This is a genomic window from Pacificoceanicola onchidii (genome assembly GCF_004804335.1).
GTDB classification, from domain to species: Bacteria; Pseudomonadota; Alphaproteobacteria; order Rhodobacterales; family Rhodobacteraceae; genus Pacificoceanicola; species Pacificoceanicola onchidii.
Genome location: NZ_SRXY01000004.1, coordinates 52,864 through 66,721, shown reverse-complemented (window position 1 = coordinate 66,721; position 13,858 = coordinate 52,864). Strand labels below are relative to the sequence as shown.

The following is a 13,858-nucleotide window of genomic DNA, read 5'->3' as shown; positions in this document are numbered from 1 at the left end:
TCTGGTCACAGGTCCGCCCCATTGTCCCTTAAAAACTGTCTCAAATGACAGCCAATCCAAGGGTACGGGCATGAAATCGCAGCGGCGTTTTATCAAATCGATTATCGAAACGGCCAAACAAGAGCATCCACCCATGCCGTGGCAGCGCGGGGTTGTGCGCAAAGCGACGATTGAGAAGCGCGCCGCGCCGTTGCCCCAGCTCAAACGCGCCTGATCCCGCGGATTCGCCGGGAGCTGAGGCCAATTGTGGCAATCCCGGCCCCGTTTTTCAGACAATCCTGCCCAGCGCGCGCGATTGTCGCGGAAACTGTCGCCAAATTCTCTTCAATTTTGACGGACTCGTCTGATTGCGGCAAATTCTACTCAAGAATTCGCAATCGCAGACTTGTCCATTTGTCGTTGTTGGTGGGGGCCAGCACGGATGTGACCAACCTCTTGAGGGGATCACATGGCAAACCTCCGTCACGACCTTCGTCTCGCGACACCTGTCGCAGAAGCCACACAGCTTGCAGAGCCGAGCCGTCCCGCCGCACTGATGCGCAAATACGAAGCGGCGGCGCTTCTGCCTGATCTGACGATCTCTTTCAAAAGCCATATCGCCCCGGCGTCTCCGCTGTTCGAGGACGCCGCCTCGGCCTTTGCGCGGGGTACGCTGATCCCAACGGTGCGCGGCCCGGTGGCCATCGAAGACCTCTTGCCCGGTGACTACATCGAAACCTCGGACGGGGCGCAGGCGGTGACCTGGATCGGATCGACGAGCTACGTCCCCGGGCGCAGCGACGACAGCACGACCCTGACCGCGCTGACCCGCGTGACAAGCGGCGCTTATGGGTTTGGACGTCCGGAGCTCGACATTCTGGTCGGCCCCGCTGCGCGGATGGTTGTGCGTCATGCAAAACTTGGTGCGCTATTGGGGCAAGATGCGGTTCTTGCTCCGATCCGGGACTATACGGATGGCGATCGCCTGCTGGAGGTCATGCCGGCCGGATCCGTGCAAATGTACCATCTGATGACGGCGCAGCATACGACGCTCAAGATTGGTGGCATCGAGGTTGAGACCTATCATCCCGGTAAATCCGCCGGAAACGCAATCGGGCCGAACCTGCGTTCGCTGTTCCTGTCGATGTTCCCGAACATCCACCAGCTGGAAGACTTCGGTCAGGTCAGTCTGACACGGACCACACGTGAAGTCATCGACAGCCTGATCGACACCTGATCCGACCTTTCGTTTAGTATCTCTCTCGCTCACGCATTGACGAGTAGCCGCGCACGCCTCAGGTGGCGCGGTTTTTTCTTGAGTGGAGATCAGGCGGTCTTGCTCAGCCGTTCTTCGAGTACTTCGAAGGGCACGCCCGGCTCATCCTTGGCGCCACGAATGACAAGAGAGGTTTTGACGCTGGCCACATTGGGAGCGGTCAGCAGATCGCCGGTCAGGAAGCTCTGGAAGGTCGAAAGATCCGGGGCGGCGCATTTGAGGATGAAATCCACCTCGCCGTTCAGCATGTGGCATTCCCGGACCAGCGGCCATTCCCGGCACCGTTCCTCGAAGGCGCGCAAATCCGCTTCGGCCTGGCTTTGCAAGCCGACCATCACAAAGACCTGAACCTCGAAACCAAGTTCCCGTGCGTCCACATCCGCGTGATAGCCTTTGATGAAGCCCATTTCTTCAAGCGTACGCACGCGGCGCAGGCACGGCGGGGCGGAGATCCCCACACGTTTGGCAAGCTCGACGTTGGTCATGCGGCCGTCCGCCTGCAGTTCTGCAAGAATCTTCCGATCAATCGGATCCAGCCGATGCCCTGCCATGAAACTCTCCCATTTTGGCGAATGTTATACCACCCTGCGCGGTGCGCGCAATAATGTTTCAAGAAAGAGTAATTTTCTTTTGCGCTCATTGGGCTGGAACACGCTTTGATTATCGCGCCTCTGCGGACCTTTTCCCGGGGCGGCACAATCTCTATATCGGGTGCGATCCCTCGCGAAGGGCAAGGGGAATACACGATAGAGAGGTCGACCATGTCCGACACCCGCCACACCAAGGTTCTGATCATTGGCTCCGGCCCTGCGGGGTATACCGCTGGCGTCTATGCCTCTCGCGCCATGCTGGAGCCGATCCTCGTGCAGGGGCTGGAGCCGGGTGGTCAGCTGACCACCACCACCGAGGTAGAGAACTGGCCCGGTGACACGGAAGTGCAAGGCCCGGACCTGATGGTCCGCATGGAGGCACATGCGCGGGCCATGGGCACCGAGATCATCGGCGATATCATTTCGAAGGTCGATTTCGACAAGCGCCCCTTCGTCGCGCACAGCGACAGCGGCACGACCTACACAGCGGATTCGATCATCCTCGCCACCGGCGCGCGCGCTAAATGGCTCGGGCTGCCGTCCGAAGAGGCCTTCAAGGGCTTCGGCGTTTCCGCCTGCGCAACTTGTGATGGGTTCTTTTATCGCGGCAAGGAGATTGTTGTGATCGGCGGTGGCAACACGGCTGTGGAAGAGGCGCTGTTCCTGACAAACTTCGCCTCCAAGGTGACGCTGATCCATCGCCGTGATGAGCTGCGCGCGGAGAAGATCCTTCAGAACCGCCTGATGAAGAACCCCAAGATCGAGCCACTCTGGTTCCATCAGCTTGAAGAGGTTGTGGGCGACGACATGCCGAAAGGCGTCACGGGTGTGAAGGTCAAGAACGTCAAGACAGGTGAGATTGCGGAAATCCCCTGCGCAGGTGTTTTTGTTGCCATCGGCCATGCGCCCGCCAATGAGTTGGTCAAGGATGTGCTGGAGACGCATATGGGCGGCTATGTGGTGACAAAGCCGGACTCGACCGAAACCTCCATTCCGGGCGTCTTCGCGGCCGGGGACCTGACCGATCACAAGTATCGCCAAGCGGTCACCTCTGCGGGCATGGGCTGCATGGCGGCGTTGGAAGCGGAGCGTTGGCTGGCTGAGCAGGAGTAAGTCGGTCATCCGCCAGACGCATTGAGCAAACAAGAGGACCTTCGGCAGGCTGTCGAAGGTCCTTTTGCTTTTGGGCGTTGGTGCAGCCAGCCATGCGTGGCCCGCAACGCAGCTTTTCGGCAACAGACCGCCAATCGGGCAGATCGGGGGTTTTCTGCGGGTGCGAAGAGTGACATATGTTCATCATTGAACACACATTGAGTCCTCTGAATTCGTCCCATGCCCGCCGCCCTCTCCAATCCTGCGCTTCCTGATGAGGATCAGCTGTTCTTGCTGCTCCGTCAGATTGAACGTGCGCCGGAGGCGAGCCAACGGAGCATCGCAGAGGCGCTCAAGGTCTCGCTCGGCAAGCTCAACACGCAGCTTCGTGCGGCCACAGCCGCCGGAATGGTGAAAATCGCCGAGCGCAGCAGCGCCGATCGTCGCCAGCGCGTTGCGTATGCGCTGACGCCCGAAGGACAAGCCGAGAAAGACCGTCTGATCGACGCCTTCCTCGCTCGAAAATTCGCCGAATACACCGCTCTTTATTCCGAACTGACCGGTTCGGTGAGCGATCTCACACCTCTGAAATACAGGAGCAGCCTGATGCAGAACAACCTCGCCCCGATCCCGGAGCTTTACGTCTCTTACGACAGCGCCCAGAAGCTGAAGGTCGAAGCCGCAGACCTGACCTCGCACGATCTGACCCCGCGCCAGATCTGCGATCTGGAACTGCTGATGAACGGTGGTTTCAACCCGCTCAAAGGCTTCCTGTCCGAAGAAGACTACAACGGCGTTGTGGAAAACATGCGTCTGGCCGACGGCACGCTCTGGCCGATGCCGATCACGCTCGACGTCTCCGAAGAATTCGCTGGCAGCGTCGAGTTGGGCCAGGACATTGCCCTGCGCGATCAGGAAGGCGTGATCCTCGGCACCATGACCGTGACCGACAAGTGGGAGCCGAACAAATCGCTCGAGGCCGAGAAGGTCTTTGGCGCGGATGACGATGCGCACCCGGCGGTGAACTACCTGCACAACCAAGCGGGCAAGATCTACCTCGGTGGCCCGGTCACCGGCATTCAACAGCCGGTGCATTACGACTTCCGTGCACGCCGCGACACGCCGAACGAGCTGCGCGCCTACTTCCGCAAGCTGGGCTGGCGCAAAGTGGTTGCGTTCCAGACCCGCAACCCGCTGCACCGTGCGCACCAGGAACTGACCTTCCGCGCCGCGAAGGAAGCGCAGGCCAACCTGCTGATCCATCCGGTTGTCGGCATGACCAAGCCGGGCGACGTGGACCACTTCACCCGCGTGCGCTGCTACGAGGCGGTTCTGGACAAATACCCGGCGTCCACCACCACCATGTCGCTGCTCAACCTCGCCATGCGTATGGCAGGCCCGCGTGAGGCGGTCTGGCACGGCCTGATCCGCGCCAACCACGGCTGCACCCACTTCATCGTTGGCCGCGACCACGCTGGCCCCGGCAAGAACTCCGCCGGTGAAGACTTCTACGGTCCCTACGATGCGCAAGAGCTCTATCGCGCGCACCAGTCCGAGATCGGCGCAGAAATGGTTGACTTCAAGCACATGGTTTATGTTCAGGAGCGCGCCCAGTACGAGCCGAACGACGAGATCGCAGACCGCGATGACGTGACCATCCTCAACATCTCCGGCACTGAACTGCGTCGCCGTTTGGCCGAAGGTCTGGAAATCCCCGAGTGGTTCTCTTTCCCTGAGGTTGTTCGCGAGCTGCGCCGCACCAAGCCGCCGCGCTCGCAGCAGGGCTTTACCGTGTTCTTCACCGGCTTCTCCGGTTCCGGCAAGTCAACCATCGCCAACGCGCTCATGGTCAAGCTGATGGAAATGGGCGGCCGTCCGGTGACGCTGCTTGATGGTGATATTGTTCGTAAGAACCTCAGCTCCGAGCTGGGCTTCTCCAAGGAGCACCGTGACCTCAACATCCGCCGCATCGGCTATGTTGCGTCCGAGATCACCAAGAATGGTGGCATCGCCATCTGCGCGCCGATTGCACCCTATGCGACGACCCGCCGCGCGGTGCGTGAGGACATCGAGAACTTTGGTGCCTTCATCGAAGTGCACGTTGCCACCTCGATCGAAGAGTGTGAACGCCGTGACCGCAAAGGTCTCTACAAGCTGGCGCGCGAAGGCAAGATCAAGGAATTCACCGGCATCTCCGATCCGTATGACGTCCCGGTCAACCCGGAACTGAGCGTCGAGACGGAGAACGTGGACGTGGACAACTGCGCCCACCAGGTGATCCTGAAGCTGGAAAGCCTTGGCCTGATCGCTGCAGAGTAAGCGCCTGTGAGCGGGGCAATCCACCTTGCCCGGAATAAGGCCGAGAGAAATCTCGGCCTTATTTCCATTTGAAGATCAGGGATCTACGCGCCGGGTTTCGCGGCCAGACTTTCCAGATAGTCCCGATATTCTGATTGCATCATGAAACGCACGCCGTCCCGTTGTTCAGAGCTTTTGTAGCCCTTCGCAGCAAGCTGTTCGGCGATAGCGGAGCAGTCCGTGTCCACCCCAAGCAATTCGGAAAACTCTTCGACAAACGCGTCGGGATCACGCCCGACCTGGTCCATGTCGATGATGAGAAGTGGGGCATCGGTGCCTGACAGCACCGCGTCAATTGCATCAAGCGGTCTTTTGCTTTCTTGCAAAAACCGCTTGTATTCAAACGGGCGATTTGAGCGTTTTGACATGCTTTTTTCCACCGCAACCGGGTTCCTGACGCAGACGATGAATACCGGATTGCGAAGCAAACGATTGAGTGTCTCGATGTGGAAGGTTGCCCGTGGCAGCTTGAACCCCCATCGCAGATGCGCAGCGTTGCGCCGGGCGATCAAATCGGGGAGCGGCCCTGTCTCAGGCTCAGCGGTTTTCGAAGACGGAAGCGGAAGGGCGTCCATGAACTCCATATCTTCATAATTCACAGGCCCGAGGATATCGCCCAGAAAATAACCCATATTGTAAAGGGTGAAGGCCACGGCCGATGTCATGCCCCGAGGCGCGCCGCAAACAACCAGTGTCTCCTGGCCCATGAGTGCCTTGAGCCGCTCCCGGCGGTTCACAATCATTGTCTTGGAAATTGACGTCTCTGGTTCGTCAGTCACGGTTGCCTCCGCAGGTGAAATGTCCGGTTCAAGTGTATGTGCCGCCATCGCTCCCGCCACGCAATCGCAAAGGTTGCGGACAAAAGCACAGCTCGTACAAAAGCTCTGGGGGTCTGTTTGGCAGGAGGCGGTGGATCATTCAGAAGGCAGCCAGACCCGGAATTCTGCGCCACCCTCTTCGGGATTGCGCGCGGTGATCAGCCCTCCGGCGCGTTGGATCAGGGTTTGCGAAATCGACAATCCAAGGCCCGTGCCTTCTCCCAACTTGGTCGTGAAGAACGGATCAAACACCGACGCCAGTCGATCGGCCGGAATGCCCGGTCCGCTGTCGCGCACCACAAGGGTGACGCCGTCGCGGTTGTCCCGTTTCTCTTCTTCGAGTTTCAGGTCCAGAACGCCTTCTCCGTCCATGGCCTGCGCGGCGTTGACCAAGAGGTTGATCACCACCTGCTGCATCTCGACAGGATCGATGCGCACATATGGCAGGTCGGGCAGGTCTGTTCGCAGATCGATCTGACCCGGTGACAGCACGTGATCGACGAGCAGCAGGCAGTCCGAGACGATTGGCGCCAGTGCCACGGATTCATCGGTATCGGAGAACTCGGACGTTCTGGCAAAGCGCAGCAGTTTTCCCACGATGGCCTGAATGCGGCCAACCTGCTGATCGATCAGAGTCAGTTCGGTCTCAACGGGCGTGGTGTTTTCGCCCAGGGTTTCGCGCATCACATCCACGTTGCCTTGAATGACGGCAACCGGGTTGTTGATTTCATGCGCAACGCCCGCGGTGATCTCACCGATAGAAGCCAGCTTCTCGCTCATGACCAATTGGCGAAAGGTGTCTTCGAGTTTTTCGTTGGCCTCGCGCAGTTCCTGCGTGCGCCTGTCGACCCGGTCATTCAACTCATCCGCCCAGGCGCGCAGACGGGCATCACGGTCCTGAACCTGATCCAACAGGTCATCGAGGTGGGTCGCTACCTGCCCGATCTCGTCGCGCCGGCCCGTATCGCCGTTGCGCGCGGCAAGGTTGCCGCGACCCACGCTCTGCATCGTTTCGATCATCCGCTCCAGCGGGGCGAAAATCCCTTTCGCAAGGCCCAGAAACACCGGGGCGGAGATTGCGAGAACCGCGAGGAACGCCACCATCATCCAGACAAAAGCAGCGTTCTTGGCCGCGGCAAACGGAGCTTCGAGATAGCCGACATAGAGCATGCCGACACGCCCGCCAAAGCTGTCGATCAGTGGCAGATAGCCGGAAATATACCAATCGTTGACCACGAAGGCGCGGGCCAGCCACGTCTGACCTTCGCCGAGCACTGCTCCGCGTACCACGGCCGAAACGCGTGTTCCCAATGCACGCACGTCTTCGAACAGGCGCACGTTGGTCGAGACCCGCACGTCGTCGAGAAAGAGGGTCGCCGTGCCCTGCCTGTCGCCGCCAGTGATAGCGTTCAGATACACCAGAGCGTTGATCGTATCGATGAATTGCAGGTTGCGGTTCAACAGAATGCCGCCCACCAATACCCCGCCCTGGTGAACCGGGCTGGCCGCGTGAACCACCATGCCGCGATCCTCTTCCTTGCGGGAGGTCGGCACGGCGGCTTCGGTCTCGATCAGTTCGATCCGCGCCTGATCCTGCAGTTCACTGGACAGGCTGGCCAGTTTCTCTGTTCCGAAAACATCGATCTGTGCCTCGGACACGCCGTCCAGCGCGCGGGCGATCACCGGCCATCGGGCCGCAGGCTCGAGCGTCATATGTGCGGGAATGTAATACAGAAAATCGAGCCCGAGTGTTTCACGTTTGGCGGCAAAGAACGCGCGCTTTTCCGTGGCGTTGGCCGAAAGGATCTCAGAAAACTCCACGGACTTGACCAGCCCATCCAGATCGCCCCCGGTTTCATCCAGCAATCGCGCAAGATACTGCTCTGCAATGCGCAGGTCGCTTTCCACGTTGGCGATCAGAACCTTGTCGTAATCTGACGTCCAGCGCGTCATGCCAAGCAACAGCAGCAGTGGCATCAGGACGATGAAAGGGGCAAGGGCAAGCACCAACAGGCGCAGGCGAACGGTTCGTTTAGGCTGTTTCATGCGGCTCCGCAGGCAGGAGGTCAGGCGCAACCGTAGCCGCTTTGCCCCCCGTCTGGCAAACTGGACAGAATGTCCTGTTCCAGTGATCGGATTGGGGCAGAAACGGTCAGGTTGGGATTTGCCGCGCCCAATGGCTGATCGGCTCTGGCCAGCGCCGCCCGCACCTGTCACTTTCCGCCTAGAAATTGGAAAGGGCGCGTCGTATGGGCGATCTCTGGAGTGGTCTGACGCAGGCTTTCTGGCTGGTCGTGACGCTTGACAAGGAACTGGTGGAAATCTCGTGGCGCTCCTTGCGGATCACGCTGAGCGCCCTCGTGCTGGCGTCCGCCATTGCCATGCCGCTCGCCGCGTTTCTTGCGGTACGCCGTTTCCGCGCCCGCCGCGCCTTCATCGCGGTGATGAACGCGCTCATGGGGCTGCCGCCGGTGGTGGTGGGGCTTGTGGTATACGTGCTTTTGTCGCGCTCCGGCCCATTCGGTGTTCTTGGGCTTTTGTTCACGCCAACGGCGATGATCATCGCACAGATCATCATCATCGTGCCGCTGATCGCCTCGATCGCGCATCAGTCGCTGCGGGATCTTTGGCAGGAATACCACGATCTGCTGATTTCGATGAACGTCACCCAGTGGCAGAAGATGAAGACACTGCTCTGGGATGCGCGCCGGGCCTTGCTGACCGCTGCTCTGGCAGGTTTTGGCCGGGCCATCGGCGAGGTGGGCGCGATCATGATTGTCGGCGGCAATATCGATCACGCCACCCGGGTTTTGACCACGGCCATCGCGTTGGAAACCGGGAAGGGCAACTTTGCCCTGGCGCTTTCCCTGGGTTTTGTGCTGATCGCGCTGGCCGTTGCGGTTAATCTCGCGATCCACTGGCTGGGCCGCACAGAGCGGGAGGGCCGCTGGTGAGTGACATGTTTCCTCTCAAGGTGACTGGCGCAGAGACAACCCGGCGGGGCAAGCGGCTTGTTGGGCCCATCGACCTAACGCTTGACGGGCAGGGGACCTGCGTCGTGATCGGACCAAACGGATCCGGAAAAACGACCTTCCTGCGATTGCTGCACGGTGCGGCGCGGCTTGCGGGTGGTGAGATACGCTGGAGCTGTCCCTTGGAGGACGCGCGGCACGATCAGGCCTTCGTCTTCCAAAGCCCGGTCATGCTGCGCCGGTCCGTGCTCGACAATATTGCATACCCGTTGCTGATGCGGGGCACCGCCCGCGCCGAGGCCCGCGAGGCCGCAAGCAACTGGGCCGCACGGGTTGGTCTCGGCGGCATGCTGAGCCGGGCTGCCACGGTGCTGTCCGGTGGCGAGAAGCAGAAGCTTGCACTGGCTCGGGCGTTGATCGCCGAGCCCAAGCTGTTGTTTCTGGATGAGCCATGTGCGGCGCTGGACGGCCGTGCGATGCGCGAGATCGAGAGCATTTTGTCTCAGGCGGCGGCAAGCGGCACGCGGTTGATCCTGTCCACGCACGACATGGGGCAGGCCCGGCGTCTCGCTTCCCGAGTCGTCTTTCTCTTGCACGGCAAGGTGCATGAAGCCGCCGCTGCAGAACAGTTTTTTGACCACCCTGAAACCCCGCAGGCGCGGGCTTTTCTGAACGGAGATATCGTCGAATGATCAGGAAATTCCTCATCACACCACTGTTTGCCATTCTGGCAATGTCCAGCATGGCTCAGGCGCAGGACGTGATGAAACTCGCGGTGACCACGTCGTTCCACAATTCGGGGCTGTCGGACGTGCTCCTGCCCGAGATTCGCAAGGATTTGGATCTGGAGGTGCAGCTTCTGGTGGTCGGGACCGGGCAGGCGCTCAAACTGGGTCAGGAAGGCGACGTGGACGCGATCCTAGTGCATTCGCGTAAGGCTGAAGAAGCTTTTGTCGCGGACGGTTTCGGCACGCATCGGCGCGAGATCATGTACAACGACTTCGTCGTGATTGGCCCCGGCGAAGATCCGGCGGGAATTGCGGGCGCAGCAGATGCGGGGGACGCGCTGGCGCGGATCGCAACGCAACAGAGCCGGTTTGTCAGCCGTGGCGATGACAGTGGCACGCACAAGAAAGAGCGCGCCTTGTGGCAAGCGGCAGGCGTTGATCCGGACGCCGCGGGCGCCTGGTATAACGCGGTTGGCGCGGGCATGGGTGCGGCGCTCAACACGGCTTCGGGGATGAACGCCTATATCCTGTCGGACCGCGCCAGTTGGCTGAACTTCGGGAACAAGGGCGATCTGGCCTTGCTCTATTCCGGTGATCCGGTGCTGCTCAACCAATACGCCTACCTGCCGGTTAATCCCGAACTGCATCCGCACGCCAAATCGGATCTTGCAGTGGCGCTTGAGGATTGGCTCACGTCGGAGCGCGCCGCTGCTCTGATCAACGAATACAAGATCAACGGCGAAACGCTGTTTACCTTCAACGCGCAGTAGGCGCAGCGCCTTACTCGTCCAGGGACCCGTGCACGGCGACCTGGGCGAGATCCGCACCCTGACTTTCAATAACGCGGTAGGCTTCGCGGACCCCGGCATCACTCAGCTCGCGGGCGACGGTCAAAAGCGTATTGGGGTCATGATCAGCGCAGAGCGAGGCCATTTGGGCAATCTCTTCGCGCGCAACGGGCAAAGCGGCATCAATCGAAGGCGCACCATAGTAGCTGACGAAATGCGCCGCCAACGCCTGTTCCATCGCCTCCAGTTCAGCCGGTTCGATCTGGGTCACGGCAACAAACGTCGCCCGCCCAAAACTCTCAAGACCCAACCAGCCATTGGCAAACGCCTGCCGGGCCTTGCCGGTCAGGTCGCCTTCGCCCCAGTCCGAAAACTCGAACCCGCCGGAAATGCACCACTCCCCGGTGCGGGCAGGGACGCCATAAACACGGGTGTCGCTTTCATCGAAATGAATGGCCCGGGCGAGGTGGGTCACGGTCATGACGGGCTCTCCAATAGGGTTGTGAGCGGGATCAGGTGGGTGGTCTCGTCGCTACGCAGCAACATGCCAAAATCCTCGTCTACACCGAGGTAGTGGCCGGTCAAATCGCCCTGAGTGGTGTCTTCGCCCATGCCCCAGGCCAAGCCGCGCCATTCCGCGTGCAACGCGCGAGTGCCTTGGTCTTCCCAGCGGGCGATCCAATTGAGCACATGCCGAGCCCAGCTTTCGAGCAACGCCGGCGGCGCAACATCGGCGCAGCCTTCGGCAAACAGGGCTGTCTCGTCGGGGGTCACGCCGCCGTCTTCGCTTGGCGGCATCAGTGGTAGTTCCAACCCGATCACAAGCCAGTCAGGCTGCGCCTCTGGGTCCGTCTCGGAGGCGGCGATCCGCAAACGCCCACAGCGCGCGCCATTGACCCGCAGACCGCCATCCCATGCCAGATGAACCGCCACTTCGGGCGGGGCCAGGGCCCCCAGAGCGTTCTGAAAGCCAACGGCGCAGAGCGGCAGCATGGTCATCGCTTTGGAAAGCGGCACCTCTGGCGCCATCACCAGCGCCGCTTGCATTTCGGCAGCGCCAAGGGCGTGCACGACCAGCCCGGCGTCGCAGCCCAGAACGGCGCGGCGAATGGCATGGTCAAAAGCATGACCGTCCGTCGCCTCACCGCTCATCAGAGGCGGAAAGACCGGGCCGGTGTCGTCCTTCATGCCATGCCTCCGTCCACAAGGGCAGTGGCCAAACGGCCAAAGGCCTGCGCCTGAGCGCTGTCCGGCGCGCTGACCACGATGGGTGCGCCGCCGTCGGATGCCAGCCGTGTGGCGAGGTCCAAAGGCAGCTCCGCCAGAAGCGGCACGCCAAGTTTTTCGGCTTCGGCCGCCACGCCGCCGTGGCCGAAGATGTGCTCTTCGTGGCCGCACTTGGAGCAAATATGCGTCGACATGTTCTCGACCATCCCGGCGATTGGCACGTTCAATTGCTTGAACATATCGATGCCTTTGCGTGCGTCCAGCAAGGCGATGTCCTGCGGTGTCGAGACAATCACTGCACCGGTCACCGGTGTTTTCTGGGCAAGGGTCATCTGCACATCGCCCGTGCCTGGCGGTAGATCGACGATCAGAACGTCCAGAGCACCCCATTGCACCTGCATCATCATCTGCTGCAGCGCACCCATGAGCATTGGTCCGCGCCAGACTACCGCCTGATCATCGTTGACCATCAGACCGATGGACATGAGCGTCACGCCGTGGTTGCGCAAAGGCAGGATCGTCTTGCCATCCGGAGAAGCGGGACGCCCGGAAACGCCCAACATGCGCGGTTGGCTCGGGCCATAGACATCAGCGTCCAGCAGGCCAACACGGCGGCCCTGCGCGGCGAGGGCGCAGGCCAGGTTGGCCGAAACGGTCGATTTCCCGACGCCGCCTTTTCCCGACGCAATGGCCAGAACCCGATCCACACCGGGAATCGCCTCCGGACCTTTCTGGGTCGCCGGTTTGCCGGCTTTCAGATCGGGCGGCGGGGCCTTCTGGCTATGCTGGGTCATGGCGATTTGCACAGAGCCGACGCCAATTTGTTCAAGAGCCGCCTGCGCGGCATCGCGAAGGGCCATGTAGGGCTTTTCCTGCCCGGCCGGGACTTCGATCACGAAGCGCACACTGGTGTCGTCCACTTGCAGCGCCCGCACGAGGCCGGAACCGACAATATCGCCGCCCGATGGATCCTGAACGGATTTCAGCGCAGCAAGGACCTGTTCTCTATTCGCCACAGCTCAGCTATCCCCTTTGATGGTGCCGCTGACTTCGTGAGTCATGTCCAGTTCTTCGATCGTGATCACGGCGCGGACTGCGTACTCTTTGCCAGCCGCGCCGCCAGCGCCGCGCACGGCCTCTTCGATCGCCTGCTGAGACGTCACGCCGACCTGCTTCAGGAACTTGCGCATCGACATATTGAAATCATCGCTCATCGCTTGGCCTTTCTTGGCAATTGACGCGCCGTATGGCGCGGCCTTACGCTGATCCCATGCCGGATCTGCGTATCATTCTGTGTGTTGCGGCCTTGTGCCTGCTGCCCTTCGGGGCTTTGGCCGAGGATCGCCTTGTTCGCTTGTATGCGCCGGATGCGCTGACGCAAACCGGATTGCTTAAACATATTCTGCCGCGCTTCACCCTCAAGACCCAGGTGCGGGTCACACTGGTGCCCGAAGCTGAGGCGCAGATTGCGCTCGGCGGGGAAGGGCGCGCCCTGTTTCAGAACAGCGGTGGGGCCGGGCCGGTGTGGCACCTTGATTTGCGTGACAAGGCACATCCGGGAACGCAACGCTTTTCCGATTGGCTGAAGTCCGACGTGGGCCGGCGCACCATTCTCGGCTTTGCCCCTGATGGCGCCGCCCTGTTCGAAGCGCCTGGCGAAATAGAACCCGAAACCGTCGAAGTTCGCGCCGACGGGGACAGCGCTCTGGGGCTGCAGGTCTCGCGCGAGAAATGCACACGTTGCCATGCGGTTGAACCCACGAACCGTATGATCGGCATTGGATCGACCCCGTCCTTCGCGGTACTGCGGGCGCTGCCCGACTGGTTCGAGCGGTTCTCGGTTTTCTACATTCTGAACCCGCACCCGGCGTTCACCGTGCTCGAAGGCGTGAGCGAACCCTTCCCCGAAGACCGCCCATCCCCCATCGTGCCCGTCGAAATGACGCTCGCCGAGTTCGAGGCGATGATGGCCTATGTATCGGGAATTCAGAGCGCCGACCTCGGGCCGCCTTTGGAAATGCAATAATCCG

Annotated in this window: 15 protein-coding genes; 8 read left to right on the top strand and 7 right to left on the bottom strand. The window is 60.9% G+C overall.

The window, feature by feature from the left end:
- Nucleotides 1-70 precede the first annotated feature (70 nt).
- Both E4662_RS24085 and E4662_RS11665 read left to right on the top strand, forming a co-directional pair.
- Nucleotides 71-214, top strand: coding sequence for a hypothetical protein (locus tag E4662_RS24085; protein WP_168797961.1), 144 nt, complete (start codon nucleotides 71-73; stop codon nucleotides 212-214).
- A 234-nt stretch (nucleotides 215-448) separates the two neighbouring features.
- Nucleotides 449-1,216, top strand: coding sequence for a Hint domain-containing protein (locus tag E4662_RS11665; protein ID WP_240705175.1), 768 nt, complete (start codon nucleotides 449-451; stop codon nucleotides 1,214-1,216).
- Nucleotides 1,217-1,305: 89 nt separating this feature from the next.
- Here E4662_RS11665 and E4662_RS11660 read toward each other — a convergent pair whose 3' ends face one another.
- On the bottom strand, nucleotides 1,306-1,806 hold the full coding sequence (locus E4662_RS11660) for an Lrp/AsnC family transcriptional regulator (RefSeq protein WP_136441741.1): 501 nt from the start codon (nucleotides 1,804-1,806) through the stop codon (nucleotides 1,306-1,308).
- Nucleotides 1,807-2,016: 210 nt separating this feature from the next.
- On the opposite strand from E4662_RS11660, the gene trxB reads away from it, so the two are divergent.
- The gene (gene trxB / locus E4662_RS11655) at nucleotides 2,017-2,958 is read left to right on the top strand and encodes a thioredoxin-disulfide reductase (protein WP_136441740.1); all 942 of its coding nucleotides are present in this window, start codon (nucleotides 2,017-2,019) and stop codon (nucleotides 2,956-2,958) included.
- A gap of 219 nt (nucleotides 2,959-3,177) precedes the next feature.
- Complete coding sequence (locus E4662_RS11650) at nucleotides 3,178-5,256, top strand: bifunctional sulfate adenylyltransferase/adenylylsulfate kinase (RefSeq protein WP_136441739.1); 2,079 nt, start codon at nucleotides 3,178-3,180, stop codon at nucleotides 5,254-5,256.
- Nucleotides 5,257-5,339: 83 nt separating this feature from the next.
- Here the strand turns inward: E4662_RS11650 and E4662_RS11645 are convergent, their stop codons facing one another.
- Both E4662_RS11645 and E4662_RS11640 read right to left on the bottom strand, forming a co-directional pair.
- A complete protein-coding gene (locus E4662_RS11645; protein WP_136441738.1) occupies nucleotides 5,340-6,074 on the bottom strand; it encodes a sulfotransferase in 735 nt (244 codons plus the stop codon).
- Between the two features lie 135 nt (nucleotides 6,075-6,209).
- Entirely contained in the window at nucleotides 6,210-8,159 is a 1,950-nt protein-coding gene (locus tag E4662_RS11640) for a sensor histidine kinase (protein ID WP_136441737.1), read from the bottom strand.
- Between the two features lie 203 nt (nucleotides 8,160-8,362).
- Between E4662_RS11640 and E4662_RS11635 the strand changes: the two genes are divergently transcribed.
- Genes E4662_RS11635 through E4662_RS11625 form a run of 3 tightly spaced genes read left to right on the top strand, consistent with a single transcriptional unit; the run spans nucleotide 8,363 to nucleotide 10,583 of the window.
- Nucleotides 8,363-9,067 (top strand): ABC transporter permease, encoded by a 705-nt coding sequence (locus tag E4662_RS11635; protein ID WP_136441736.1) that lies wholly within the window; start codon nucleotides 8,363-8,365, stop codon nucleotides 9,065-9,067.
- A gap of 5 nt (nucleotides 9,068-9,072) precedes the next feature.
- Nucleotides 9,073-9,777: an ATP-binding cassette domain-containing protein gene (locus tag E4662_RS11630; protein WP_136442104.1), complete on the top strand. Its 705-nt coding sequence runs from the start codon at nucleotides 9,073-9,075 to the stop codon at nucleotides 9,775-9,777.
- On the top strand, nucleotides 9,774-10,583 hold the full coding sequence (locus tag E4662_RS11625) for an ABC transporter substrate-binding protein (RefSeq protein ID WP_136441735.1): 810 nt from the start codon (nucleotides 9,774-9,776) through the stop codon (nucleotides 10,581-10,583). Before E4662_RS11630 ends, E4662_RS11625 begins: the two co-directional genes overlap by 4 nt.
- A 10-nt stretch (nucleotides 10,584-10,593) precedes the next feature.
- Here the strand turns inward: E4662_RS11625 and E4662_RS11620 are convergent, their stop codons facing one another.
- The 4 genes from E4662_RS11620 to E4662_RS11605 are packed head-to-tail and all read right to left on the bottom strand — an operon-like array spanning nucleotide 10,594 to nucleotide 13,042.
- Entirely contained in the window at nucleotides 10,594-11,082 is a 489-nt protein-coding gene (locus tag E4662_RS11620; protein ID WP_136441734.1) for a DUF6505 family protein, read from the bottom strand.
- On the bottom strand, nucleotides 11,079-11,789 hold the full coding sequence (locus E4662_RS11615) for a biotin/lipoate--protein ligase family protein (protein ID WP_136441733.1): 711 nt from the start codon (nucleotides 11,787-11,789) through the stop codon (nucleotides 11,079-11,081). The genes E4662_RS11620 and E4662_RS11615 overlap by 4 nt, the downstream gene beginning before the upstream one ends.
- The gene (locus tag E4662_RS11610) at nucleotides 11,786-12,844 is read right to left on the bottom strand and encodes an Mrp/NBP35 family ATP-binding protein (protein ID WP_136441732.1); all 1,059 of its coding nucleotides are present in this window, start codon (nucleotides 12,842-12,844) and stop codon (nucleotides 11,786-11,788) included. Before E4662_RS11610 ends, E4662_RS11615 begins: the two co-directional genes overlap by 4 nt.
- A 3-nt stretch (nucleotides 12,845-12,847) precedes the next feature.
- Entirely contained in the window at nucleotides 12,848-13,042 is a 195-nt protein-coding gene (locus tag E4662_RS11605) for a DUF6494 family protein (RefSeq protein WP_136441731.1), read from the bottom strand.
- Between the two features lie 32 nt (nucleotides 13,043-13,074).
- Between E4662_RS11605 and E4662_RS11600 the strand changes: the two genes are divergently transcribed.
- Nucleotides 13,075-13,854, top strand: coding sequence for a hypothetical protein (locus tag E4662_RS11600; protein ID WP_136441730.1), 780 nt, complete (start codon nucleotides 13,075-13,077; stop codon nucleotides 13,852-13,854).
- Nucleotides 13,855-13,858: the final 4 nt, after the last annotated feature.

What these genes read in the sequence shown, in the direction of transcription:
- E4662_RS11650 (WP_136441739.1), top strand. Translation starts at nt 3,178, where the DNA reads ATGCCCGCCGCCCTCTCCAATCCTGCGCTTCCTGATGAGGATCAGCTG.
- E4662_RS11640 (WP_136441737.1), bottom strand. Translation starts at nt 8,159, where the DNA reads ATGAAACAGCCTAAACGAACCGTTCGCCTGCGCCTGTTGGTGCTTGCC.
- E4662_RS11620 (WP_136441734.1), bottom strand. Translation starts at nt 11,082, where the DNA reads ATGACCGTGACCCACCTCGCCCGGGCCATTCATTTCGATGAAAGCGAC.
- trxB (WP_136441740.1), top strand. Translation starts at nt 2,017, where the DNA reads ATGTCCGACACCCGCCACACCAAGGTTCTGATCATTGGCTCCGGCCCT.
- E4662_RS11665 (WP_240705175.1), top strand. Translation starts at nt 449, where the DNA reads ATGGCAAACCTCCGTCACGACCTTCGTCTCGCGACACCTGTCGCAGAA.
- E4662_RS11660 (WP_136441741.1), bottom strand. Translation starts at nt 1,806, where the DNA reads ATGGCAGGGCATCGGCTGGATCCGATTGATCGGAAGATTCTTGCAGAA.
- E4662_RS11615 (WP_136441733.1), bottom strand. Translation starts at nt 11,789, where the DNA reads ATGAAGGACGACACCGGCCCGGTCTTTCCGCCTCTGATGAGCGGTGAG.
- E4662_RS11600 (WP_136441730.1), top strand. Translation starts at nt 13,075, where the DNA reads ATGGCGCGGCCTTACGCTGATCCCATGCCGGATCTGCGTATCATTCTG.
- E4662_RS11625 (WP_136441735.1), top strand. Translation starts at nt 9,774, where the DNA reads ATGATCAGGAAATTCCTCATCACACCACTGTTTGCCATTCTGGCAATG.
- E4662_RS11630 (WP_136442104.1), top strand. Translation starts at nt 9,073, where the DNA reads ATGTTTCCTCTCAAGGTGACTGGCGCAGAGACAACCCGGCGGGGCAAG.
- E4662_RS11635 (WP_136441736.1), top strand. Translation starts at nt 8,363, where the DNA reads ATGGGCGATCTCTGGAGTGGTCTGACGCAGGCTTTCTGGCTGGTCGTG.
- E4662_RS11605 (WP_136441731.1), bottom strand. Translation starts at nt 13,042, where the DNA reads ATGAGCGATGATTTCAATATGTCGATGCGCAAGTTCCTGAAGCAGGTC.
- E4662_RS24085 (WP_168797961.1), top strand. Translation starts at nt 71, where the DNA reads ATGAAATCGCAGCGGCGTTTTATCAAATCGATTATCGAAACGGCCAAA.